We start from the raw sequence: 22,511 nt of genomic DNA on the forward strand, positions 1-22,511 counted from the left end.
CACCGAGGGGGCGCAACATCGTCCGAAAAGACTACGAGGTTTGTACGAATTCGGAGGGGGTTGTCGGAACCTAATGCCGGGATGTCGTTTCCCGGCTCCTGTGGAGTTTTCTTAGTCCCATCGGACGATGTTGGCGGTTGGGGGCGCACTGAGAATCCGGGCAATTGCGCACCACGAACAACAAAAAGGGAGCATGCCCGATGAGCGCGAACAGCCCGGAATGGGACCAAAGCTGCGACGTACTGGTGGTCGGATCCGGAGCCGGTGCCATGACCGCCGCGCTCAGGGCACACGACCTGGGATTGAAGGTGCTGGTGGTGGAGAAGAGCGACCGTTTCGGCGGCACCTCGGCCATCTCCGGCGGCGGAATCTGGATCCCCTGCAACCACCGCATTGCCGCGCTGGGCGGCCAAGACACGGCCGAAGAAGCCATCGCCTACATCCGCGCCGTGACCAACGGTGAGGTTGACGATGGCCGCATCGAGGCCTATGTCGAGCACGGCCACCGTGCGATCCAGTACCTGGAAATGAACTCGCGGGTACGCTTCGAGGCCCAGGCCGCGTACGCCGACTACTACCCGGAGGTGCCTGGCGGCAAGCCCGGCTATCGCTCCATGGACCCGGGGCCCTTCGATGCCCGTGAACTGGGCGAAGACTTCATGCGCCTGCGCGAACCCTCGCCGGGCACCCTGATGCTGGGGCGTATGACCATGACCATGAAGGAAGCCCGCGTGCTGCTCTGCCGCGGGCCGGGCTGGGTCGGCCTGACCATGAAGGTGATGTGGCGCTACTGGCGCGACCTGGGCTGGCGCCTGCGCTCGCGGCGCGATCGCTTCCTCACCCTGGGTAACGCCCTGGTGGCGGCGCTGCGGGCTTCGTTGAAGGATCGCGACGTAGCGCTGCAGCTTGAATGCCGGCTGGAAAAACTGGTGGAAGAGGGCGGCCGCATTGTGGGCGCCGAGTTGGTCCACCAGGGCCGTTCCCTGCGCGTGGAGACCCGTTGCGGTGTGATCCTCGGTGCGGGTGGCTTCGAGCGCAATCAGGCCATGCGCGCCCAGTACCACCCGGAACCGTCGCGCAGCGACTGGAGCGCCACGCCGCCGTTCAACACCGGTGATGCCATCCGCGCCGGACAGGCCCTGGGCGCACGTACTGCGCTGATGGACCACAGCTGGTGGGCACCCACCACTCATGTGGAGGGCGAGGAAAAACAGCGCGCGCTGTTCGTCGAGCGCAACCTGCCGGGGTGCATCATGGTGAACTCGGCGGGCGAGCGCTTCGTCAACGAAGGCGCGCCCTACACCGACATCGTTTACGCGATGTACGGCAGCAACCGCGAGGGCGCCACCAGCGTGCCCTGCTGGCTGATTTTCGATGCCGACTATCGCCACAAATACCCTTGCGGTGCGCTGCTGCCGGGCTATGCCATGCCCGACAGCCGTGTGCCGGCGCACCTCAAGAGCTACTTCCACAAGGCCGACAGCCTGGTGGAGCTGGCGCGCGCCATTGGCGTCGATGAGGCCGGACTGATGCGTACCGTGGAGCGCTTCAACCCGATGGCCGAAGCCGGCAGCGACCTGGATTTCCACAAGGGCGATTCGCTATTCGACCGCTACTACGGCGACCCCAGCGTAACCCCCAACCCCTGTCTGGCACCGCTGGTGAAGGCGCCGTTCTATGCGGTGAAGGTGGATGCCGGCGACATCGGCACCAAGGGCGGTCTGCTCACCGACGTGCATGCCCGCGTGCTGCGCGAGGACGGCGCGCCCATCACCGGTCTCTACGCCATCGGCAACAGCGCCGCTTCCATGATGGGCCGTACCTACCCGGGGGCTGGCTCCACCATCGGCCCGGCCATGGTGTTCGGCTTCCGTGCAGCGGAAGACCTGCATGCCCAGCACGCCGCTGCTGCGACGGAAGGTAGCCGCAACGTGGCGCAGCCGGTCGACTGACGGACGGGGCCGCCGTGCGGCCCCCGGTGCACGTATTCCCCCCAACAGAAACAAAAAAGAGGAAGACGCGATGATCGATTTCACCGGCAAGACTGTGCTGGTCACCGGCGGCGGCGTGGGCATAGGCCGCGCCATGGTCGAAGCCTTCGCCCGCGCTGGCGCCCGGCTGGCAGTGGCGGAACGGGACGCCGAGCGCGCCGCCCAGGTGCGTGACTGGTTGGCCAGTTGCGGCGGTGAGGCGCTGGTGGTGGAAGCGGACGTGACCTGCAAGGAGCAGGTCGCCGTATTGGCGGAACAGATCGAGGCTCGTTTCGGTGGTCTCGACGTGCTGATCAACAACGTCGGGGACTCGCTGATGATCGCCAAACCGTTCGACGCCTACAGCGACGACGACATCGATCGGCTTTACGCCGTCAACCTGGGGCACGTGTTCCGCGTGACCCGCACCATGCTGCCGCTTCTGCGCCGTCAGGGTGCGGGCGGCAGCATCATCAGCCTGTCGTCTATCGAGGCCTTCCGCGGCATTCCCAATTGCAGTGTCTACGCCGCCTTCAAGGCTGCCATCGGTGGTTTCACCAAGAGTCTGGCCCTGGAACTCGGCCCAGTGGGCATCCGCGTCAACCAGATCGCCCCCGAGTCCACCGAAACCCCGCAACTGCCGATGTCCCTGATGATCGCGCCGGAACACTGTGCGCAGCTGCCGAACTGGATTCCCCTGGGCCGGTTCGGCCAGCCGGAAGACATGGCCGGCGCGGCACTTTTCCTGGCCAGTCCGCTTTCCGGCTGGGTGACCGGCACCACCTTGCACGTGGACGGCGGCGCCCTTGCTGCTGCGGGCTGGTACCGCGACCCGAAAGGCACCTGGACGAATGTTCCGGTAATCACGGGCAACGGTTTCAACTTCTAGAACCCCAGCTTTCGCTGATTGCAACAAGGAATTCCGAATGAACGCGAAGAACTCCAGAGTCGCCGTGGTCACTGGCGCCAGTCGTGGTGTCGGCAAGGGCATCGCCATCGCCCTGGGCGCAGCTGGCATGACCGTTTACCTTAGCGGCCGTTCTGCCACCCAGAGCAGCAGCCAGCTGCGTGGCCAGACCCTGCCCGGCAGCCTGGCGGAAACCGCCGAAGCGGTAACCCGCGCTGGCGGCCGTGGCATTGTCGTGGCCTGCGACCATCGTGACGACGAGCAGGTGCGCGAACTTTTTGCCCGCGTCGAGCGCGAGCAGGGCCGCCTGGATCTGCTGGTGAACAACGCCACCTACATCCACGAGAACCTGATCGATCCGGGCCCCTTCTGGCAGAAGCCCCTGGATATGGTGGACATCCTCGATATCGGCCTGCGCTCGTCCTATGTCGCCAGCTACTTCGCCGCGCCGCTGCTGGTGAAGAACGGCCACGGCCTGATCGCTTTCGTCTCCTCCTTCGGAGCCGGCTGCTACATGCACGGCCCGGCCTACGGTGCGCAGAAGGCCGGCGTCGACAAGTTCGCCGCTGATATGGCCATCGACCTGGAAGACACCGGAGTCGCTGCGGTCTCGCTGTGGCTGGGTCCGCAGCGCACCGAACGCACCGCGATCGCTGGTGCCGAGCGTGCCGACCAGTACGAGGAATTCCTCGCCATGGCGGAGACCCCGGAGTTCAACGGCCGTGTGATCAACGCGCTGCTGAACGACCCGGAGCTGGCCGCACGTTCCGGACAGACGCTGATCACCGCCGAGCTCGCCGCCGGCTACGGCATCACTGAAGACGCCGGGCGGCAGCCGCCGTCCTACCGCGACATGCTCGGCGCACCGCGTGTGCAGCACCCCGCGCGGGTGATCTGAACCGACCATCGCCCGGGATGCTCCGGGCGCTTCAACCACGGGACTGGAAGGGTCCCATGCAGGAGTGAGGAAGTGATGAAGATTCTGGTGATTGGCGGGACCGGCCTGATCGGCGGCCATGCCGCGCTTTACCTCAAGGACCGTGGCCATGACGTGACCATTGCCGGGCGCAAACCAGCTGCAGAGGGCAGCGCACTCGCTGACCTGAAGCAGCTGCAGGGCGACTACGTCGCGGGTAGCTTCAGCCGTGATGACCTGGCCGGCTTCGACGCCCTGGTGTTTGCCGCCGGCAGTGATATCCGCCACGCGCCCCAGGGTGGCGACATCGACGCCCACTGGCAGCGGGCCAACGTCGAGGCCATTCCGCGTTTCTTCGAGCTGGCCCGCAGCGCGGGTGTCCGTCAGGCGGTGCTGGTGGGCAGCTTCTATCCCCAGGTGGCACCGGAACTGATCGAGAGCATTCCCTACGTGCGGTCGCGCCATCTGTCGGATCAAGGCGTACGTGCGTTGTCCACGCCGGACTTCCGCGTGTGCAGCGTCAATGCGCCCTTCGTGGTTGGTGCGGTACCGGGGCTGAAGGTCGACATGTTCGAGGCCTATACCCGTTACGCCGAGGGCAAGTTCGCGCCGCTGCCGTTTTTCGGTCCGGCCGGTGGCAGCAACTTCATCTCCACCCGCTCGCTGTCCCAGGCGATCCTCGGGGCGCTGCTCCACGGTGAGTCGGGCAAGGCCTATCTGGTGGGGGACGAGAATCTCAGCTACGCCGAATACTTCGAGACCTTCCTGCGCGCCGTCGGCAACGACGCTGAGGTGCCGTCGCTGGACCAGGAGCATCCGCTGCTGCCAGACATGGCGCTCTACACCGGGCGCGGCAATACCGTTGTCTACGAGCCGGATACCGCTGAAGCCGCTCTGCTAGGGTATGTGCGCAACGACATCCAGCGGGCGGTGAACGAGGTGGTGGCGCAGTATCGCGGGTGATGGTCCGAAGCGGTCCTCTCCCAAGAAGGGGAGAGGACCCGGGGGTGAGGGAAGCACCGGCGGGTGCCGACCCCGGCAATCGCACAAACCTGCCAATTCACAGGGAACGAAAAAGGCCCGCTTTCGCGGGCCTTTCTGCATCCATTTCCCCAATCAGATCGGCGAGCCCGGTAGGCCGGGGTAATAGGAACCGGCCGCCACGCCGCCATCCACCGACAGTTCGCTGCCATTGCAGTAGCTGGCTTCGTCGCTGGCGAGGAAGAGCGTGGCGCGGGCGATCTCCTCCGGTGCGCCAATGCGTTGCTGCGGCACGGTGCGGTACTGCGGAGCCAGCTCTTCCCGCGAGGCACCGGTGGGGTTGGACATGACGGTATCGACGCCACCCGGATGCACCGAGTTGACGCGCACGCCATGGGGCCCCAGTTCCAGCGCCGCAACCTTGGTCAGGCCGCGCACACCCCACTTGCTCGACACGTAGGCCGCCAGCGCGTTGACCCCGCGCAGGCCGTCCACGGACGAGATGTTGACGATGGAGCCGGTGCGCTGTTCGCGCATGATCGGCGCCACGCTTCGGATGCCGAGGAAGGTGCCGGTGAGGTTGATCGACAGGGCGCGCTCGAACTGTGTTTGGGTCAACTCTTCGATGGCGCCGAATACCAGCACGGCGGCGTTGTTCACCAGCACGTCGATGCGGCCGTGGCGCTCCACGGTTTCGCGGACCAGCTGCTGCCAGCATTCTTCCTTGCTGACATCCAGGCGGCGGAAGCTGGCCGCCTCACCCAGTTCCGCCGCCAGTGCGCGGCCTTCGTCCTCCAGCAGGTCGGCGATGACGACGGTGGCGCCTTCCTTGACGAACAGACGCGAGGTTTGCGCGCCCATGCCGCGCGCGCCACCGGTGATGATGGCGACTTTGTTTGCCAGACGTTGCATGTCGTTCTCCTTTAACCCCAATAGGCCTGGCCGCCATCCAGCGGGATGGTGGCGCCGGTCAGATAGCGGGCGTTGTCGCTGACCAGGAAGGCCACGGTGCGGCCGATGTCGTGTTCACAATCACCCACCCGGCGCAGCGGAATGCTGCTGAAGAAGGCTTCCGCCTCCACCGGGTTGGCCTCGATCCAGCCGCGTAGGCCGGGGGATAGGGCGTGAGGGGCGATGACGTTGACGCGGATGCCGTCCACGCCCCATTCGCAGGCAGCCCCACGGCTGAGCGAGCGGATGGCTTCCTTGGTTGCGGCGTAGTGGCCGTAGCCTGATGCGTCCCAGCGCACGGCGGCGGAGGAGGCCAGGTTGACCACGGCGCCATCACCCTTGAGGTGCGGGTAGCAGGCGCGCATCAGGCGCAGGGTGGCCATGGGACCTGAGTCGATGCCCTTCATGAAGGCTTCGTCCGTCACCTCGAGGATGCTGCCCAGCGGCACGATGTGGGCGTTGTTGACCAGGATGTTGAGGCCACCGAAGGCCTCCACCACTTGGGCCACGCAGCGATCGATATCCGCCGGGCACATCACGTCGCATTCGAGCGCCAGGGCGGTGCCGCCACGGCGGCGAATTTCGGCACAAGTCTCTTCCAGGGTCGCGCGGGTGCGACCGGCCACGGCGACCTTGGCGCCCTCGGCGGCCAGCGAGTAGGCGATACCCTGGCCAACGCCCTGGCCGCCTCCGGTCACCAGGGCGACCTTGCCTTGCAGCATGCTCATGTTTGTTTGCTCCCGAATCATTGGATTAACCGGCGATGCCGGAGATCGTCTGTGCGTTGTCGATGCGCAGTTCGGCGCCGTTGACGAAGCGCGATTCGTCCGAGGCGAGGAACAGCACCAGGTTGGCCACGTCTTCCGGCATGCACATGCGTGCCATGGGGTTGTCGCCGATGCCCAGGGCCACCGGATCGAGGTTGGGCACCAGGGACTGGGTCATGGGTGTCCAGATGCCGTCGGGGTGAATGGAGTTGCAGCGGATGCGGTAGCCGCTGTTCTTGCAGTGCATCGCCACGTTGCGGGTCAGGGCGGTGACGGCGCCTTTGGAGCCGGTGTAGGCGCACATGGGCGGCAGACCGCCGAGGGCGGCGACCGAGGACATCATGATGATCGAGCCGCCGGTGGCGTTGCGCTTCATGGCCTCGATGCCGTACTTGCAGCCGAGGAAGTAGCCATCGGCGTTCACCCGCATCACGTTGCGCCATTGCTGCAGGCTGGCCTCTTCGATCGTACCCAGGGGGCAGATGGCGGCGTTATTGACCAGCACATCGAGGCGGTCGAAGGTCGCCAGGGTCTGCTCGATTGCCCGCTGCCAGTGTTGTTCCTCGGCGACATCGAGTTCGACGAACAGGGCTGCGGCACCAATCTCGGCAGCCAGGGCCGCGCCGGCCTCACAGTCTATGTCCGCCAGCACCACGCGGGCGCCTTCGGCGGCCAGCAGAAGGGCATCGGCCTTGCCGACGCCGCTGGCGGCGCCGGTAATCAGTACGACCTTGTCTAGGACACGTTTCATTCAGCTCTCCTCAAAGGGGCCCGACCGGCCAGGGCGTCCTGTATGGCGTCTGCGCCGTACATGGCCGCCACCAGGTCGTCCAGGTGGGGATTGCGGCGTAGTTCGTTGCCGCCGTCGATGGCCAGGCTCTGGCCGGTGGTCCAGACCGATTCCGGGCCGGCCAGGTAACGCACGGCTCCGGCGATGTCCGCGGGTGTGCCGAGGCGGCCGAGCGGTACCTCGTCGAGGAACGGCCGGCAGAGTTCAGGGCTGGCGAACAGGGCGCCAGTGGCCTCGCTGCGGAATAGTCCGGGGCGCACGGAATTGACGCGGATGCCGGCGCTGGCCAGCTCCTCGGCAGCGCAGCGCACCAGACTTTCCAGGGCAGCCTTGGCGGTGCAGTAGGACGACAGCCAGCGGAAGGTCATCTGCGCGGCCGTGGACGAGATGCACACGATGGAGCCGCCGCCGTTGCGCGCCATCAGCGGGGCGCCATGTCGGATGGCGAGGAAGGCGCTCATCAGGTTTGCGTCGAGTTCGGCGGCGAAGCTCTTGGCGTCATGGTGCAGCAGGGGGCGAAAGCCACCACCGCCCACTGTGGGGATCAGGATGTCCAGGCGCTGGTGAAGGTCGTAGGCCTGGTCCAGCGCCCGCAGCAAGTCGGCTTCCTCACAGGCGTCGCCGACGCAGAACTCGACCTGGGCGCCGGGCACCTGCCCGAGCAGGTCGTTGCGGGCTGCCTCCAGCGCCTCGGCGCGTCGGCCCAGCAGCACCACGTTGGCACCGTCCCTGATCAGCGCGAGGGCACAAACCCTGGCCAGGGCGCCGGTGCCGCCGGTGATCAGCGCAGTCTTGCCGCTCAGGACCCCGATCACTGATTGGCTCCTGGCAAGGGCTGGTCCTGGGACCAGTCCAGCAGCAGCTCGCGACAGGTGATGCGCCAGAGACCGTCAATGCAGGCGAAGCGATCACGGTAGCGGATGCCCCAATCCAGCTTGCGGGTGACGCCCTCGGCTTCGTAGATGTGGTTGGCGATGCAGTAGGTTTCGGCACTCGCCTCGAGGTCTTCCACCTCCGCCAGGTGGTTGTGGACATGGTGCTGGGTGACGCTGTAGCGACCCAGACCATTCATTCCCGCGACGATGGCGTCAACGCCGTCGAAGCTGAAGCCGGGCCCTTTGAGTACTGCGTCGGGTGCGAACAGGCGGGCCAGTGCCGTCCAGTCCCGTTTATCCACCGCCTGTGCGTAACGACAGACGAGTTCATAGAGCGCTTGCTTGTGCGATGCCTCGGACATGCCAGGAGCCTCCTTGTTTGTCCTGCTAGGTTGCAGGTGCGGGGAAACTCGCATCGCCGGGGCAGAGGGGCATCGGCCGATCGGACTATTGGTCATCGCGCAGGGCGCTAGTCCCCTCGGACGATGAGTGGCCAGGTAGCGCCGGCTAGGTTAGGCGTTCCCGCTTATATGGAGCAGCAGAGATGGCCGACGCCGTTGAAACACTTCTGGAAATCGAGCAGATCAAGCAGCTGAAGTACCGCTATTTCAGGGCGATCGACTGCCATGACTGGGCCTTGTTCGAAACCTGTGTGGCCGAGGACGTGACCACCGCGCTGGACAGCGGCAAGTACGCCTTTTCCGGTCGCGCCCGCTTTGTAGAGGGGCTACGTGGGCTGATGGACCGTCCGACCCTGCTGTCCAAGCATCAGGGGCACCACCCGGAGATCGAGTTGGTCGCGCCCGATCGGGCCCGGGGTAGCTGGTACCTTGAGGATCATGTGATCGACACGGAGAACGGCTGGATGGTGCACGGCACGGCGTTCTACCAGGACGAATACGTCAAGCGCGACGGGGCCTGGCAGATTCTGTCCACCGGATACCGGCGCGTCTTCGAAACGGTCACGGCGCCCATCCCGGAGCAGTTCAAGGTCATTTCCTGCTGGTTCGGACTGCCCGAGTGAACGAATAGCGCCCGCCGCTCAGCCGGCGCGCAGCTCGCGGATACCCTTGCCGAGGCGCTTGCGCAGCAAGGTGCGCAGGGTCACGCCGTCGGCGTAGCCCACCAGCCCGGCCACCTGATCGACGCTGTGTTCGCTGGTTTTCAACAGATGCACGGCACGTTCGATCCGCAGGTCCTGTACGTAGGCCAGGGGCGTCTTGCCCAGCACCTCGTGGATGCGCCGGGCGAGGGTGCGCTTGCTGGTGGCCAGTTCGCTGGCCGCCGCGTCGAGATTGAAACCTTCGGCCAGGCGTTCGCGCGCCCAGCGGTCGAAGCGTTGCACCAGCGGGTCGGCATGGGCCAGGTGGTCGGAGAGGGCGTAGGCCGATTGCGACGGGCGTGAGTCGACGATCAGGTAGCGCGCCACCAGGGCGGCCAGCTCCGGGCTGGTCTGGCGGATCAGCCAGAGGGTCAGGTCCAGGTGGCTGAGGGCGGCGCCAGCGGTCACCAATTGCCCGGAGCTGACGATCATCCGGCCGGCGTCGAGCCGCACCTGTGGATAACGTTGCCGGAACAGCGGTGTCAGCCACCAGGTGGTGGTGGCTTCGTGCCCGTCCAGCAAGCCGGTTTCCGCCAGCACGAAAGTGCCGATGCAGGCTGCGGCGATTCGCGCGCCACCTACCGCCCAGTGGCGCAGGGCGACAACCGCATCGGCTACGTCAGGGCGGGCCAGGGCTTGCTGCAATGGGTCGGGCATCTTGTAGCCCATGGCCGGGACGATCACCCACTCCGGCGTCGGGCAATCGGCCAGCGGTCGCACCGGAACGCCGAAACCCAGGGAGCTTTTCACCTGAGGCCGAACCCCCGCCAGGGCCACCTCAAACCGCGGGCAGGGCAGTCCATGCAGGGCGGAGAGCTCGTTGGCGGTGGTGAGGGCGTCGAGCACGGTGGCAAGGCCCGTGTCGAACACACCCTCAAGGGCGAGGACGGTGAGCTTCATGGCGAGATCGCTACCAAAGTTGTCAATCGCGCCAGTATGGCAAAGGGGTAATGGGCCATAAAGTGAGCCCCACACCCCTTGCTGCGGAGACTCGTCATGTATCAGAAGACCCTCATTGCCGGTTGGGGCGACATGGACTTCAACTCCCATATGCGCAACACCGCCTACCTCGACAAGTCTGCCGACGTGCGCATGATGTACTTCGCCGAGCGTGGCTTCCCCATGTCCGAGTTCCGTCGCCTGCGCCTGGGGCCGGTGGTGATGAAGGACGAGATCGAGTACTTCCGCGAATTCCACTTGCTGGACGCGATGGACATCAGCATGCGCCTGGCCGGCCTGTCCGAAGACGGCAGCCGGATGATGCTGCGCAACGAGTTCTACCGGGGCACCACCCTGGCGGCGCGGGTCACCTCCACCGTCGGCTGGTTCGACCTGGAGCAGCGCAAGCTGGTGGTGCCGCCGCCGGCCCTGCTGGAAGCGCTCCAGGCCCTGGAGGAAAGCGAGGATTTCCGTGTGCTGCCGGGCAGCAGCCGCTGAGGAGGAGGGGAAATGAGCATCAGCATCGTCCGACTGGGCACGCCGCGAGCCGCCGATGAAGGACTGCGCATCGGCACCGTGCGTCGGCCCCCGCGCGGCGTACCCAAGGCCGATTTCGCCAGCCGCGACTACTACGACACCTGGCTGCCCCTGCTGGCGCCCAGCGCGGAGCTGATGGCCGAGGGCAAGGCCGCCGAAAGCGACGCCGACTGGGCGCGCTTCGCCAAGCGCTACCGCGCCGAAATGGAAGGCGGGGAGGGCGCGAGGGTGCTGGACCTGCTGGCCGCCCTGTCCCACGGCAGCCACTTCGCGGTGGGCTGTTACTGCGAGAACGAGGCACGCTGCCACCGATCCCTGCTGCGCCAGTTGCTGGCCGAGCGCGGCGCGTCGCTTCGCTGATTCCCGCGGCGGAAAACGCCCATCACTCCCCTCTGGCAGTCCTACGACCAAAGGCGCAGAATCGCGCCTCGTCGACGGAAGGTGCTGAGTATTAAGGCGCCTTCATTCCTATACTTCTGAGGTATGGGTCTTACTCTTCTTTTCATTCCTTCTTTCTTACTTTCTTTACTGGACGCATCGTGAAAATTCGCAGTTCGATCGCCAAGCTGTTCGTTCTCGGTTCCTGCCTGTTCGTCTTTGCGGGTGCTCCGGCCCAAGCCCAGGAAGCGCCGCTAACGGTTCGCGATCCGGCTCAACTGCACCTGGCTTCCGGCAGCGTGATGCTGCTGGACCTGAAGACCGACAAGGTCCTTTATTCCCGCAATCCCGACCTGGTTGCCCCGATCGCCTCGGTGACCAAGCTGATGACCGCCATGGTGGTGCTGGACGCCAAGCAGCCCATGGACGAGATCATCACCGTGACCATCCGCGACAACCCGGACATGAAAGGTGTGTACTCGCGGGTTCGAGTGGGTAGCCAGGTGAATCGCCACGACATGATGCTGATGACCCTGATGTCGTCGGAGAACCGCGCCGCCACCGCCCTGGCCGAGTCCTATCCCGGCGGTTATTCGGCCTTCATCAAGGCGATGAACGCCAAGGCCCGCGCACTGGGCATGACCAGCACCCGCTATGTCGAACCCACGGGCCTGTCGCTGCACAACGTGTCCAGCGCCCACGACCTGGTGCTGCTGCTCAAGGAAGCCCGCAAGTACCCGATGCTGAGCCAGCTCAGCACCACGCCGGAAAAGACCATCACTTTCGTCAAGCCGCGCTACAGCCTGGGCTTCCGCAATACCAACAGCCTGGTGCGCAAGCCGGGCTGGAGCATCCAGGTGACCAAGACCGGCTTCACCGACGAGGCCGGCCACTGCCTGGTGATGCTGACCCACATGAACGGCCGCCCGGTTGCCATGGTGCTGCTGGATGCCTTCGGCAAGTACACCCACGTGGCCGACGCCACGCGCATGCGCCGCTGGCTGGAAACCGGCAAGAGCGGCCCGGTGCCCGCGGCGGCGAAGAACTACCGCCAGTACAAGGACAGCCAGATTCGCCAGGCGACGGTGCAGAACAGCGTGCAGTGAGGAAATGGGGCAGGCCTGACGGCCTGTTTCGGGCTGCTCCCTCTGGAGGGCTGGGGGGAGGGCAGTTGCCGGCTTCCCGGTGCGCGGCGCACCCTACGGTATGAGTCCGCGCAGCCGGGATTCCAGCCTTTCCAGCAACCCTTCCGCGACGTCCTTCAATACCCCTTCAGCCTCATCCACCAATGCCGACGAAGGTCGGTATTCCGGGCGGATCAGTTGCACACGGAATGGCACGGACGTCTGTAGCCGGCGTATCTGCACCCCGCGCCCGGCCTCGTCCAGCGCACTCAGCGGGTTGACGATGGCCAGTCCCAGCCCCTGACGGACCATGGCGCAGACCGAGGCGGCGGTGCTGGTTTCCACCACCATCCGGCGTTCCACCCCGGCGGCCTGGAAGTGGGCGTCCAGGCTCTGCCGGTAGATGTCCAGGCCAGCCAGGCTGATGAACGGGCGGCCATGGAAGTCCGCCAGCTCCAGCTCGGATCGGGTCAAGAGTTCGTGGCCATCCGGCAGCACGCAGACCATATCGGCGGCGAATAGGGTCGAACCCCGGGTGCCCCGGGGCAGCAGGTCGGTTTCCGACAGGCCCAGGTCATGCCGCTGGCCGCTCAGGGATTCCTCCAGCAGGGGCGATTCCTGGGCGCTGATGGACAGGCGCACACCCGGATGGCGTTCGAGGAAGGCCTGGCAGAACCCCGGTAGCAGTGTCTGGGCAAAGACCGGAAGGCCGGTGATGGCCAACTGGCCCTGGTCGAAACGGCGGATGGCCTGGGCCGCGCCGACGATACGTTCCAGGCCTGCGTAGGAACGCTGCACTTCGTCGAACAGCGCCAGCCCCTGGGCGGTGGGGGCCAGGCGGCCACCCTCGCGATCGAACAGGCGGAATCCGAGCAGGTGCTCGAACCGTGCCAGCTCGCGGCTCACGGTGGGCTGCGAGGTGAACAGCAGGCGCGCGGCGCCGGTGACGCTGCCGGCGGTCATCACGGCGCGGAAGATTTCGATATGGCGAATGGAAAGGTCCATGGGACGCTCGGAAACGGATGTCAGCACATATCAATAATGAATGGCATATTCATAAATTGGTATTTTATTGAATCATCCCGTCTCGCCATCATGACGCCATCCTGAATCCGGAGGCCGCCATGCGCCCGAACATTCCCGCCGCTACCCTCGCCATGCTCGCCCGTGAACACGGCACCCCGCTGTGGTGCTACGACGCCGCGGTGATCCGCGAGCGCATCGCCCAGCTCAAGGGCTTCGATGTGATCCGCTTCGCCCAGAAGGCTTGCTCCAACCTGAGCATCCTGCGGCTGATGCGCGAAGAGGGTGTGCAGGTGGACGCGGTGTCCCTCGGCGAGATCGAACGCGCACTGCTGGCCGGCTACTCGCCCAAGGGCGAACCGGCAGGCGTGGTGCTGACCTGCGACCTGCTCGATCGCCCCACTCTCCAGCGCGCCGTGGAACTGGGCATCGAGGTGAACGTCGGTTCCATCGACATGCTCACCCAGCTCGGCCAGGCGAGCCCCGGCCACCGCGTCTGGCTGCGTATCAACCCCGGCTTCGGCCATGGCCATAGCCAGAAGACCAACACCGGCGGCGAGAACAGCAAGCACGGCATCTGGCACAGCCAGCTGGACGCCGCAATGGCGGTGATCCGTGATTACGGACTGGTGCTGGTCGGCCTGCACATGCACATCGGTTCGGGCGTCGACTACAGCCACCTGGAAGAAGTCTGTGGCGCCATGGTCGGCGCAGTGCGCGAGCTGGGCAGCGACCTGGAAGCGATTTCCGCCGGTGGCGGCCTGTCGATTCCCTATCGCGATGGCGATCCGGTAGTCGACATCCCGCGTTACGCCGAGCTGTGGAACCAGGCCCGACGTGAGGTCGAAGGCATCGTCGGGCACCCGGTGCGCCTCGAACTGGAACCAGGCCGTTTCCTGGTGGCTGAGTCCGGCTGCCTGCTCAGCGAAGTCCGCGCGGTGAAGGATGTGGGTAACAACCATTTCATCCTGGTGGATGCCGGCTTCAACGATCTGATGCGTCCGTCCATGTACGGCAGCTTCCACGGCATGAGCCTGCTGGACGCCGCTGGCAACCCGTCCACCGCCCCGCAGCGCCAGACCGTGGTGGCCGGTCCGCTGTGCGAGTCCGGTGACGTGTTCACCCAGCACGACGGCGGCCTGGTGGCACCGCGTGCCTTGCCGGCGGCCCAGGTCGGCGACCTGCTGCTGATCCACGACACTGGTGCCTATGGCGCGTCCATGTCCTCCAACTACAACAGCCGTCCGCTGCTGCCGGAAGTGCTGGTGGACGGCGATGACGTCCGTCTGATCCGCCGTCGCCAGCCCCTGGCCGACCTGCTGGCGCTGGAGCTGTAGGAGCGAATTCATTCGTGAAGGGCCGCCGCACAGCGGCCCGTGGGTCCGCATCGCGAATGACTTCGCTCCCACAGACATGCGGACCCTTGCTTCCCGTGACCCAATCCGCACAATGCGGCGCCATGACCTTCGAATCCCCCCTTGCCGCCTACCGCCACGCCCTGGAGCAGGGTGGGTTCCGGCCGGACCCGGCCCAGCGCCATGCCGTGGATTGCCTGCAGGCCTGTCATGAGGCGCTGCACCGCGCCGGCGAGGTGACCGGTGTCTACCTCTGGGGCCCGGTGGGGCGCGGCAAGACCTGGTTGATGGACCGCTTCCACCAGAGCCTCGAGGTCCCGGCCCGGCGCCAGCATTTCCATCACTTCATGCGCTGGGTGCACCAGCGGCTGTTCCAGCTCACCGGCACGCCGGACCCGCTGCGGGCGCTGGCCCGTGAACTGGCGGAAGAGGTGCGGGTGCTCTGCTTCGACGAGCTGTTCGTCAACGACATTGGCGACGCCATGCTGCTGGGCCGCCTGCTGCGGGCGATGTTCGAGGAGGGCGTGGCCATGGTCGCCACTTCCAATCAGCCGCCCCGGCAGCTCTATGCCAAAGGCTTCAACCGCGAGCGCTTCCTGCCCGCCATCGAGGCCATCGAACAGCACATGCAGGTGGTGGCGGTGGACGGTGGCCAGGACCATCGCCTGCATCCCGGTGCGGCCCACCAGCGTTACTGGGTGGCCGAACCCCGACAGCCCAGCGCCCTGGCCGGGGTATTCGAGCGCCTGGCGTCGGGGCTGGGCGTCTCGGACGAGCCCGTGGAGCTTGGCCATCGCCCGGTGCCGGTGGTACGCCAATGCACAGCAGCCGCCTGGTTCCGCTACGCCGACCTCTGTGAACAGCCGCTGGCAGCGTTGGATTTCATCGTCCTGTGCGACCGCTTTCCAGCGATCCTGCTGGGCGATGTACCCAACCTCAGCGCTGCCCGCCGCGAAGGACGCATTGCCCGTGGCACCGAGGATGGCGCCGAGCGTGTGGCCGCCGGTGACCGCGAGCTGCCGCAGCTGTCGGTGCATGACGATGGCGTGCGCCGCTTCATCGCCCTGGTGGACGAGTGCTACGACCGCCGGGTGCCGCTCTACGTGGAAGCGGCCGTCGCCATGGAGTGTCTCTACACCGAGGGCTATCTGGAGTTTCCTTTCCGCCGCACCCTGAGCCGCTTGCGCGAAATGCAGCTCGAACGCTTCTGACGCCGCGCTACTGGAGCGGGTCCTTGGCCGCCGCAGGGACGGCGGAACGATGTCGCAAAGGAGGCGCTGGCCGCCCATTGAGGCCTAGCCGGCCTTCTTAACATTTGTTAATGCCGCCGTCGTGACGGCCCCCAAGAATCGGCACACAACAACGCGCAGGTCCAGGAGGCCGCCATGTCCCGCCCGATTCCCACCACCGTCTATGAACTCTTGCAGGCCAGCGCGACCGACTTTGCGGATCGCCCGGCGCTGACCTATATCCATGAGCTGGGGGCGGACATCGGCGATCAGGAGCTGAGCTATGCCGCGTTCTTCGCCCAGCTCAACCGCAGCGCGCGCCTGATGCTGGACCTGGCGGGTGCACACAAGCCGGTCATCACCCTGATGCTGCCGAACATTCCGCAGAGCCAATGCCTGCTCTGGGCGGCGGCGAGCGTCGGCATCGCCAACCCGATCAACCCGCTGCTGAACGAAGAAGCCCTGGCCAGCCTGATGGAGAAGGCCGACACCGACCTGGTGATCGCCCTGGGGCCGGTGCCGGGGTCCGACCTGTGGCAGAAGGCGGTGAATGCAGCGCAGCGCCTGTCGAAGCGGCCCAGGTGCCTGTCGGTGCTGGTGCAGGGTGGCGAGCTGTTCTACGACCGCTTGCAGCAGGACTACAGCGGCGAAGTGCTGCCGCCGGAACTGCTGCCGCAGTCGGGGGACATCGCCGCCTACTTCCATACCGGCGGCACCACCGGCTTGCCCAAGCTGGCCCGGCAGACCCACGCCAATCAGGTGGCTGCCGCCTGCGCCTATCGGGCGCGTATGGCTGCGGGACCCGAGGACGTGGCAATGAACGGCCTGCCGATCTTCCATGTGGCCGGCGCCCTGGTGAACAGCCTGGGAGGGCTGGCCAGCGGGCTGCGCATGTTGCTGCCGACCCTTGGCGGCTTCCGCAATCCGCAGGTGATCCGCCAGCACTGGCGTCTGGTGGAGCACTACGGCATCACCCTGAGCGGCGGCATTCCCACGTCGGTGGCGGCGATGCTGGAGGTGCCTGTTGCCGGGCATGACATCGGCAGTCTGCGCTTCATGCTGTCCGGCGGTGCTCCAGTGCCGGCGGCCCTGTGCGAGAAGGTGAAGGCGGTGACCGGCCTGGAGCTCTACCAGGCCTATGGCATGACCGAATGCACCGGGGTGATCGCCTTGCCGAACCTTGAGCATCCGGCGATTCCCGGAAGTGCCGGGCATGTGGCGGTGCCCGTCGAGGTGAAGATCGACGGCGGGGAAATCTGTGTGCGTGGCCCCACGGTGTTCGCCGGCTATCTCGGCCAGGAACGGCCGCCGCTGGAGGATGGCTGGCTGCGCAGCGGCGACCTGGGCCGGCTGGACGAGGAGGGCAACCTGTTCATCACCGGCCGCGTCAAGGACCTGATCATCCGCAGCGGCCACAACATCGACCCGGCGCTGATCGAGAACTGCCTGGAAAGTCACCCGGCGGTGTCCATGGTGGCTGCCGTGGGCATGCCCGACGAGTACGCCGGTGAATTGCCGGTAGCCTTCGTGCAATTGCGCCAGGGCGCGGTGGCCAGCGCCGACGAGTTGCAGCAGTTCGCGTTCGAGCGCATCGCCGAGCGTCCGGCCTGTCCGAAGCGGGTGTTCCTGGTGGAGGCGCTGCCGGTGACGGTGGTGGGCAAGATCTTCAAGCAGCGGTTGCGGGAGCTGGCGGCGGCCAGCGTCTATCGCGAGCGGGTTGGCGGCGAGTGCCCGACGCTGGCCTGCGAGGTGACCCAGGACTCGGATGGCGGGTTGTGGATAAGTCTGACGGGGGTGCCGGAAGGGCAGAGGGAGTTCTGTGTGGCGTGCGCCGAGACGCTGGGCCTGCGGGTTCGGGAGCTGGTCATCGCACCCGCTTGCGCTTGACCCGCGAGAAGGACACCGGGTCCATGCCCAGGTAACTGGCGAGCTGGTACTGGGGCACGCGATCCAGCAGCCACGGTTCGTGCTCCAGAAGCCACTGGTAGCGTTGTTCGCTGTTGCTGGTGAGCAGCAGCGCTTCGCGGTCTTCATTGCGCAGCATGATCTGGCGAACCATCAGGTCCTGCATCTGCAACAGCTGGGGAAAGCGCTCCCCCTGCTGGTCGAGGATTGCCAGGGGAAAACTGGCCAGCCGGCACTTTTCCACCGCCGCGATGTTGTAGGTACAGGGCTGCTGCTTGAGGTGGGCGCTGAGGGAGCCGATCAGCTGGCCCTCGCGGAAGAATGTCTTGTTCCACTGCCGGCCTTCGGGGGACAGGTAGTAGTAGCGCGCCACGCCGACGATGATCGCGAAGAAGTGCGCTGGCCGCTCGCCGGCGCGGATGATCAGCTGGTCGCGATCGTAGTCGCGCAGCTTGAGCACCTGCATCAGGTGGTCCTGCAAGCCGGGATCGGTCATGCCGTGGGCATGGAAGATGTCCTGCAACTGGGCCTGGATGTCGGCGGGGATCATGGGGCTCGGCCTGGGGCTGAAGCATTCATCTAAGCACAGCCCGGAGCACTGGAGAATTGCCCGCCGCTTCGCCGTGGCTGACACTAGACTCCTTTACCAATCCCCACCCTAGAAGGAATTCACCCGTGTCCCCACGCCCGCAAGACAGCTGGGAGCAGATCTGCCTGGCCGCCGGTCTGGATCCGCAGAAGCGCCTGGCCGCCCGCCAGGCCGTACTCGGCCATGCCGACGCCCTGGACTGCAGCCTCTATCGCCCCGACGAGAATGACCTGGACGCCGAAGAGGATGACCTGGGCGATGCGCGCATCCTCTTTACCGGCCACTTCGAGGCGCCGGCCGAGTGGAGCGCGCAGGAGCGCGACGACTACTTCGGCGACATCGAACCTTCCGCCTTCGTCACCGCGCTGATCGAGTGCCAGGCCGACCCGGAAACCCGAGACTTCTTCCTCGCCGATGCGGGCGACTTCGTTGCGGTGGTCACCGCTTCCGGCGACGTGCAGATGTTCTATCTCTACGACTGCAACGAAGATGACGAAGGCCTGCATTGCGTGCTGGTGCGGGAAGACGAAGAGGTCTGAGCAGCATGGGGGCTGTTCGGGTGGATCACGCTTTATCGATCCACCATTCATGCGTTCAGCGGGCCCCGCTGGTGGACGTAACGAGCGACGTCCACCAGCGGGGATTGCGATTAACGCAGGCTCACATGCCGGCTGATCAGCGCCCGCAGTGCGGCCGGCTTCACCGGCTTGGCCAGGTAGTCCAGGCCGGCGGCGTGGACTTCGGCCACCAGTTCGGCGCGGCCGTCGGCGCTGATCACTACGCCAGGCAGCGGTTCGCCCAGGCGGGTGCGTAGCCAGGCCATGAGTTCGGTGCCGGTTTCCCCTTCATCCAGGTGGTAGTCCACCAGCGCCAGTTGCGGCCGCACATCCTCGGCCAGCAGGTGCTCGCATTCCAGGCGGTTGCGCGCCGTCCAGACCTGGCAGCCCCAGCGTGACAGCAGGCTGTGCATGCCGGTGAGGATGCTGTCCTCGTTGTCGATGCACAGCACCTGGGTTCCGGTAAGGGCCTGGCCGTTGGCTTCAGCCTGCTTCTGCTTGACGGGGGAGGGCTGTTGCGTGCGGGCAATGGGCACGGTGACGCTGAATACGCTGCCCTTGCCCGGCCAGGAGCGTACTTCCAACTTGTGGCCGAGCACGCGGCAGAGACCGTCGGCAATCGCCAGGCCCAGGCCAAGGCCCTTCTCGGCGCGGGTCTGGTGGCTATCCAGGCGCTTGAACTCCTCGAATATCACTTTGCGCTTGTCTTCGGGTATGCCCGGGCCACGGTCCCAGACTTCCAGGCGCAGGTTGTCGCCGTCACGGCGGACGCCCAGCAGCACGCGTCCCCTGGCGTAGCGGAAGGCGTTGGTGAGGAAGTTCTGCAGCACTCGGCGCAGCAGTTTCATGTCGCTTTCCACCCGCAGCTTGCTGCCGCGCAGACGGAAGTCCATGTCCTGTTCCTGGGCCAGCACCTTGAACTCGGCGCCAAGGGTGTCGAACAGCGAGGCGAGCGGGAACGCGGTGCGGTCGGGGGTCACACGGCCGCTTTCCAGGCGCGAGATGTCCAGCAGGTCGGTGATCAGGTCCTCGGCAGAGCGCAGCGAGCTGTCCAGGTGGTTCACCAGTTCGCGGGCCTCACGGGGCAGCGCGTCCTGCTGGTGGCCGAGGGCGGCGGAGAACAGCCGCGCCGCGTTCAGGGGCTGCATCAGGTCGTGGCTGACGGCGGCGAGGAAGCGGGTCTTGGACTGGTTGGCCGCTTCCGCGGTGCCCTTGGCCTCGGTGAGCGCCTGGTTGAGCTTGGACAATTCCCGGGTACGCTCGGCGACCCGCTGTTCCAGCCCTTCGTTGGCGTCCTTGAGCCCCCGCTCGGCCTGGCGGTACGCGGTGATGTCGGTGAAGCTCATGACGAAGCCGCCGCCGGGCATGGGGTTGCCGATCAACTCGATGACCCGGCCATTGGGGAACAGGCGCTCGGAAGTGTGCGGCGTGCCCTGGCGCATCCAGAACAGGCGGCGGGCGACATGGGATTCCACTTCGCCCGGGCCGCACAGGCCGCGCTCGGCGTTGTAGCGGATGATGTCGGCGATGGGGCGGCCGACGCTGATCAGGCCATCGGGGTAATCGAACAGTTCCAGGTAGCGGCGGTTCCAGGCCACCAGGCGCAGCGACTGGTCCACCACGCTGATGCCCTGGGTGATGTTCTCGATGGCGCCCTGCAGCAGGGCACGGTTGAACTGCAGCACCTCGGAGGCTTCGTCGGCGATGCGCACCACGTCCTCCACCTGCATCTCGCGGCCCTCGATGGCCGCCTTCACCACGGCCCGCGCCGAGGAGGCGCCGAGCACGCCGGCGAGCAGGCGTTCGGTGTGGGTTATCCAGTCCTGGTTGGCGTTCTGCGTCGGGTTGAAGCTGATGCCCAGGCGATAGGCGAAACGGATGAAGCTCTGCCGCGCCCGCTCCTCGCCGACGAAGCGCGAGGCGAGCATCAGCAGGTCGTCCACCTGTACCGCCAGCAGGGTGCGGGAACTGGCGCGCGCGGACACCTGCTGGCCAATGAAGCGGCTGGCCTGCCAGTGTTCGGAAACGCGGGTGCGGGAGAACACTGATACCCAGGCGAAGAGAATCCAGTTGCCGGCCAGGGACAGGACCACGCCCTGGGTCAGTGGCTCGATGGGCAGGTTCAGGGGGTTTTCCATCATCCAGGCCAGGCCAGGGAAGTTCTCCAGCGGCCAGCCCAGGCCGCGCGCCATTACCGGCAGCACCAGGGTGTAGGCCCAGAGCGCGGCGCCGGCAGCCAGGCCGGCGAACACGCCACGGCGGTTGGCCTGCTTCCAGAACAGCGCGCCGATCATCGCCGGGCCGAGCTGGGCGATGGAGGCGAAGGCGATCTGGCCGATGGTCGCCAGGCTCGCGGTGGAGCCCAGCAGGCGGTAGCTGACGTAACCCAGCAGGATGATCACCACGATGCTCACCCGGCGTACCGAGAGCATCCAGTGACGGAACACCTCGAAGGGGCGTTCGGCGTTCTGCCGGCGCAGCAGCCAGGGCAGCAGCATGTCGTTGGACACCATGGTCGACAGCGCCACGGCTTCGACGATCACCATGCCGGTGGCCGCCGAGGCGCCGCCGATGAAGGCCAGCAGCGCCAGGGCCGGATGGGCTTCGGCCAGCGGCAGGCTGATGACGAAGGAGTCCGGCATCACGCCACCGGGCAGCAGCATCTGCCCGGCCAGGGCGATGGGCACGACGAACAGGGCAGCCAGGGCGAGATAGATCGGGAACACCCAGCGCGCCTGGCGCAGGTCACGGGGTTCGATGTTCTCCACCACCGTCACGTGGAACTGCCGGGGCAGGCAGATGATGGCGAGCATGGCGAGGCCCGTCTGCACCAGCAACGAGGACCAATCCACAGGCTGCGACCAGTAGTGTTCCAGTTGCGTTGCGCTGCGGGCGCGTTCGAACAGGTCGTCGAAACCGTCGAACAGGCCGAAGGTGACGTAGGCGCCCACCGCGAGGAAGGCCAGCAGCTTGACCAGGGATTCGAAGGCGATTGCCAGCACCATGCCGCGGTGGTGCTCGGTGGCGTCGAGGTTGCGGGTACCGAAGAGGATGGTGAACAGGGCCAGCACCAGGGATACGATCAGCGCCGTGTCCTGGGCGCGGGTGCCGGCGGATTCGGCGCCGGAGCCGATCAGCAGGTTCACCCCGAGGACGATGCCCTTGAGCTGCAGGGCGATGTAGGGCAGCACGCTGACCAGGCAGATCAGCGCCACCACCACCGCCAGGGCCTGGGACTTGCCATAGCGCGCGGCGATGAAGTCGGCGATGGAGGTGATGTTCTCCTGCTTGCTGATGAGCACCATCTTCTGCACCACCCAGGGCGCCAGCAGCAGCAGGAGGATGGGGCCGAGGTAGATGGGCAGGAAGTTCCAGACCTGCCCGGCGGCCTGGCCGACGGCGCCGAAGAAGGTCCAGCTGGTGCAGTAGACCGCCAGCGACAGGCTGTAGACCCAGGCGCGCATGCGCGGGGAAAGCGGCGCGCTGCGGCGGTCGCCGTAGAAGGCTATGGCGAAGAGGACTGCCATATAGAGAAAGGCGACCGTGGCGATCAGCCCGCTGGACAGCGACATTGCGACTCCGGTTGGTACGGGGGCGGGGCAGGCCCGCGAGAATT

21 protein-coding genes are annotated in these 22,511 nt (G+C 66.2%); 12 read left to right on the forward strand and 9 right to left on the reverse strand.

From position 1 onward, the window contains the following. The first annotated feature begins 200 nt into the window (after positions 1-200). The 4 genes from FXN65_RS05785 (at position 201) to FXN65_RS05800 (ending at position 4,756) form a co-directional block, all read left to right on the forward strand. Positions 201-1,952: an FAD-binding protein gene (locus tag FXN65_RS05785; RefSeq protein WP_151132136.1), complete on the forward strand. Its 1,752-nt coding sequence runs from the start codon at positions 201-203 to the stop codon at positions 1,950-1,952. Between the two features lie 70 nt (positions 1,953-2,022). Then, the gene (locus FXN65_RS05790; protein WP_151132137.1) at positions 2,023-2,859 is read left to right on the forward strand and encodes an SDR family NAD(P)-dependent oxidoreductase; all 837 of its coding nucleotides are present in this window, start codon (positions 2,023-2,025) and stop codon (positions 2,857-2,859) included. Between the two features lie 37 nt (positions 2,860-2,896). After that, complete coding sequence (locus FXN65_RS05795; RefSeq protein WP_151132138.1) at positions 2,897-3,775, forward strand: SDR family NAD(P)-dependent oxidoreductase; 879 nt, start codon at positions 2,897-2,899, stop codon at positions 3,773-3,775. Between the two features lie 75 nt (positions 3,776-3,850). After that, positions 3,851-4,756, forward strand: a complete 906-nt coding sequence (locus FXN65_RS05800) for an NAD-dependent epimerase/dehydratase family protein (protein WP_151138671.1) — start codon at positions 3,851-3,853, stop codon at positions 4,754-4,756. A gap of 153 nt (positions 4,757-4,909) precedes the next feature. On the opposite strand, the gene FXN65_RS05805 is transcribed toward FXN65_RS05800, so the two are convergent. Genes FXN65_RS05805 through FXN65_RS05825 form a run of 5 tightly spaced genes read right to left on the reverse strand, consistent with a single transcriptional unit; the run spans position 4,910 to position 8,519 of the window. Continuing rightward, positions 4,910-5,686 carry an SDR family NAD(P)-dependent oxidoreductase gene (locus FXN65_RS05805; RefSeq protein ID WP_151132139.1) on the reverse strand — a complete coding sequence of 259 codons (777 nt, stop codon included), beginning with the start codon at positions 5,684-5,686 and terminating at the stop codon, positions 4,910-4,912. An 11-nt stretch (positions 5,687-5,697) separates the two neighbouring features. Then, positions 5,698-6,453: an SDR family NAD(P)-dependent oxidoreductase gene (locus FXN65_RS05810; RefSeq protein WP_151132140.1), complete on the reverse strand. Its 756-nt coding sequence runs from the start codon at positions 6,451-6,453 to the stop codon at positions 5,698-5,700. A 25-nt stretch (positions 6,454-6,478) separates the two neighbouring features. After that, entirely contained in the window at positions 6,479-7,243 is a 765-nt protein-coding gene (locus FXN65_RS05815; RefSeq protein ID WP_151132141.1) for an SDR family oxidoreductase, read from the reverse strand. Then, positions 7,240-8,097 (reverse strand): SDR family NAD(P)-dependent oxidoreductase, encoded by an 858-nt coding sequence (locus FXN65_RS05820; RefSeq protein ID WP_151132142.1) that lies wholly within the window; start codon positions 8,095-8,097, stop codon positions 7,240-7,242. Before FXN65_RS05820 ends, FXN65_RS05815 begins: the two co-directional genes overlap by 4 nt. Further along, on the reverse strand, positions 8,094-8,519 hold the full coding sequence (locus tag FXN65_RS05825) for a nuclear transport factor 2 family protein (RefSeq protein ID WP_151132143.1): 426 nt from the start codon (positions 8,517-8,519) through the stop codon (positions 8,094-8,096). The genes FXN65_RS05820 and FXN65_RS05825 overlap by 4 nt, the downstream gene beginning before the upstream one ends. Positions 8,520-8,701: 182 nt before the next feature. On the opposite strand from FXN65_RS05825, the gene FXN65_RS05830 reads away from it, so the two are divergent. Next, positions 8,702-9,181 carry a nuclear transport factor 2 family protein gene (locus tag FXN65_RS05830; protein ID WP_151132144.1) on the forward strand — a complete coding sequence of 160 codons (480 nt, stop codon included), beginning with the start codon at positions 8,702-8,704 and terminating at the stop codon, positions 9,179-9,181. 18 nt (positions 9,182-9,199) lie between these two features. Here the strand turns inward: FXN65_RS05830 and FXN65_RS05835 are convergent, their stop codons facing one another. Continuing rightward, entirely contained in the window at positions 9,200-10,159 is a 960-nt protein-coding gene (locus FXN65_RS05835; protein ID WP_151132145.1) for a GlxA family transcriptional regulator, read from the reverse strand. A gap of 96 nt (positions 10,160-10,255) precedes the next feature. Here FXN65_RS05835 and FXN65_RS05840 point away from each other — a divergent pair, with 96 nt between their 5' ends. The 3 genes from FXN65_RS05840 (at position 10,256) to pbpG (ending at position 12,219) form a co-directional block, all read left to right on the forward strand. Then, positions 10,256-10,696, forward strand: a complete 441-nt coding sequence (locus FXN65_RS05840; protein ID WP_151132146.1) for a thioesterase family protein — start codon at positions 10,256-10,258, stop codon at positions 10,694-10,696. 12 nt (positions 10,697-10,708) lie between these two features. Then, a complete protein-coding gene (locus tag FXN65_RS05845; RefSeq protein WP_151132147.1) occupies positions 10,709-11,095 on the forward strand; it encodes a DUF488 domain-containing protein in 387 nt (128 codons plus the stop codon). Between the two features lie 179 nt (positions 11,096-11,274). Continuing rightward, positions 11,275-12,219, forward strand: a complete 945-nt coding sequence (gene pbpG, locus FXN65_RS05850; protein WP_151132148.1) for a D-alanyl-D-alanine endopeptidase — start codon at positions 11,275-11,277, stop codon at positions 12,217-12,219. A gap of 93 nt (positions 12,220-12,312) precedes the next feature. Here pbpG and FXN65_RS05855 read toward each other — a convergent pair whose 3' ends face one another. Next, entirely contained in the window at positions 12,313-13,242 is a 930-nt protein-coding gene (locus FXN65_RS05855) for a LysR family transcriptional regulator (protein WP_151132149.1), read from the reverse strand. Positions 13,243-13,361: 119 nt separating this feature from the next. On the opposite strand from FXN65_RS05855, the gene lysA reads away from it, so the two are divergent. The 3 genes from lysA (at position 13,362) to FXN65_RS05870 (ending at position 17,731) form a co-directional block, all read left to right on the forward strand. Next, positions 13,362-14,597, forward strand: coding sequence for a diaminopimelate decarboxylase (lysA, locus tag FXN65_RS05860; protein WP_151132150.1), 1,236 nt, complete (start codon positions 13,362-13,364; stop codon positions 14,595-14,597). 122 nt (positions 14,598-14,719) lie between these two features. Beyond that, positions 14,720-15,826, forward strand: coding sequence for a cell division protein ZapE (gene zapE, locus FXN65_RS05865; RefSeq protein ID WP_151132151.1), 1,107 nt, complete (start codon positions 14,720-14,722; stop codon positions 15,824-15,826). Between the two features lie 174 nt (positions 15,827-16,000). After that, complete coding sequence (locus tag FXN65_RS05870) at positions 16,001-17,731, forward strand: AMP-binding protein (protein WP_151132152.1); 1,731 nt, start codon at positions 16,001-16,003, stop codon at positions 17,729-17,731. Here the strand turns inward: FXN65_RS05870 and FXN65_RS05875 are convergent. Continuing rightward, on the reverse strand, positions 17,709-18,299 hold the full coding sequence (locus FXN65_RS05875; RefSeq protein ID WP_151132153.1) for a Crp/Fnr family transcriptional regulator: 591 nt from the start codon (positions 18,297-18,299) through the stop codon (positions 17,709-17,711). The genes FXN65_RS05870 and FXN65_RS05875 overlap by 23 nt on opposite strands. Positions 18,300-18,424: 125 nt before the next feature. On the opposite strand from FXN65_RS05875, the gene FXN65_RS05880 reads away from it, so the two are divergent. Continuing rightward, positions 18,425-18,877 (forward strand): hypothetical protein, encoded by a 453-nt coding sequence (locus FXN65_RS05880; RefSeq protein ID WP_394351275.1) that lies wholly within the window; start codon positions 18,425-18,427, stop codon positions 18,875-18,877. A 110-nt stretch (positions 18,878-18,987) separates the two neighbouring features. On the opposite strand, the gene FXN65_RS05885 is transcribed toward FXN65_RS05880, so the two are convergent. Beyond that, a complete protein-coding gene (locus tag FXN65_RS05885) occupies positions 18,988-22,467 on the reverse strand; it encodes a hybrid sensor histidine kinase/response regulator (RefSeq protein ID WP_151132154.1) in 3,480 nt (1,159 codons plus the stop codon). Positions 22,468-22,511: the final 44 nt, after the last annotated feature.

Origin of the sequence: Pseudomonas lalkuanensis, assembly GCF_008807375.1 — a bacterium.
GTDB classification, from domain to species: Bacteria; Pseudomonadota; Gammaproteobacteria; order Pseudomonadales; family Pseudomonadaceae; genus Metapseudomonas; species Metapseudomonas lalkuanensis.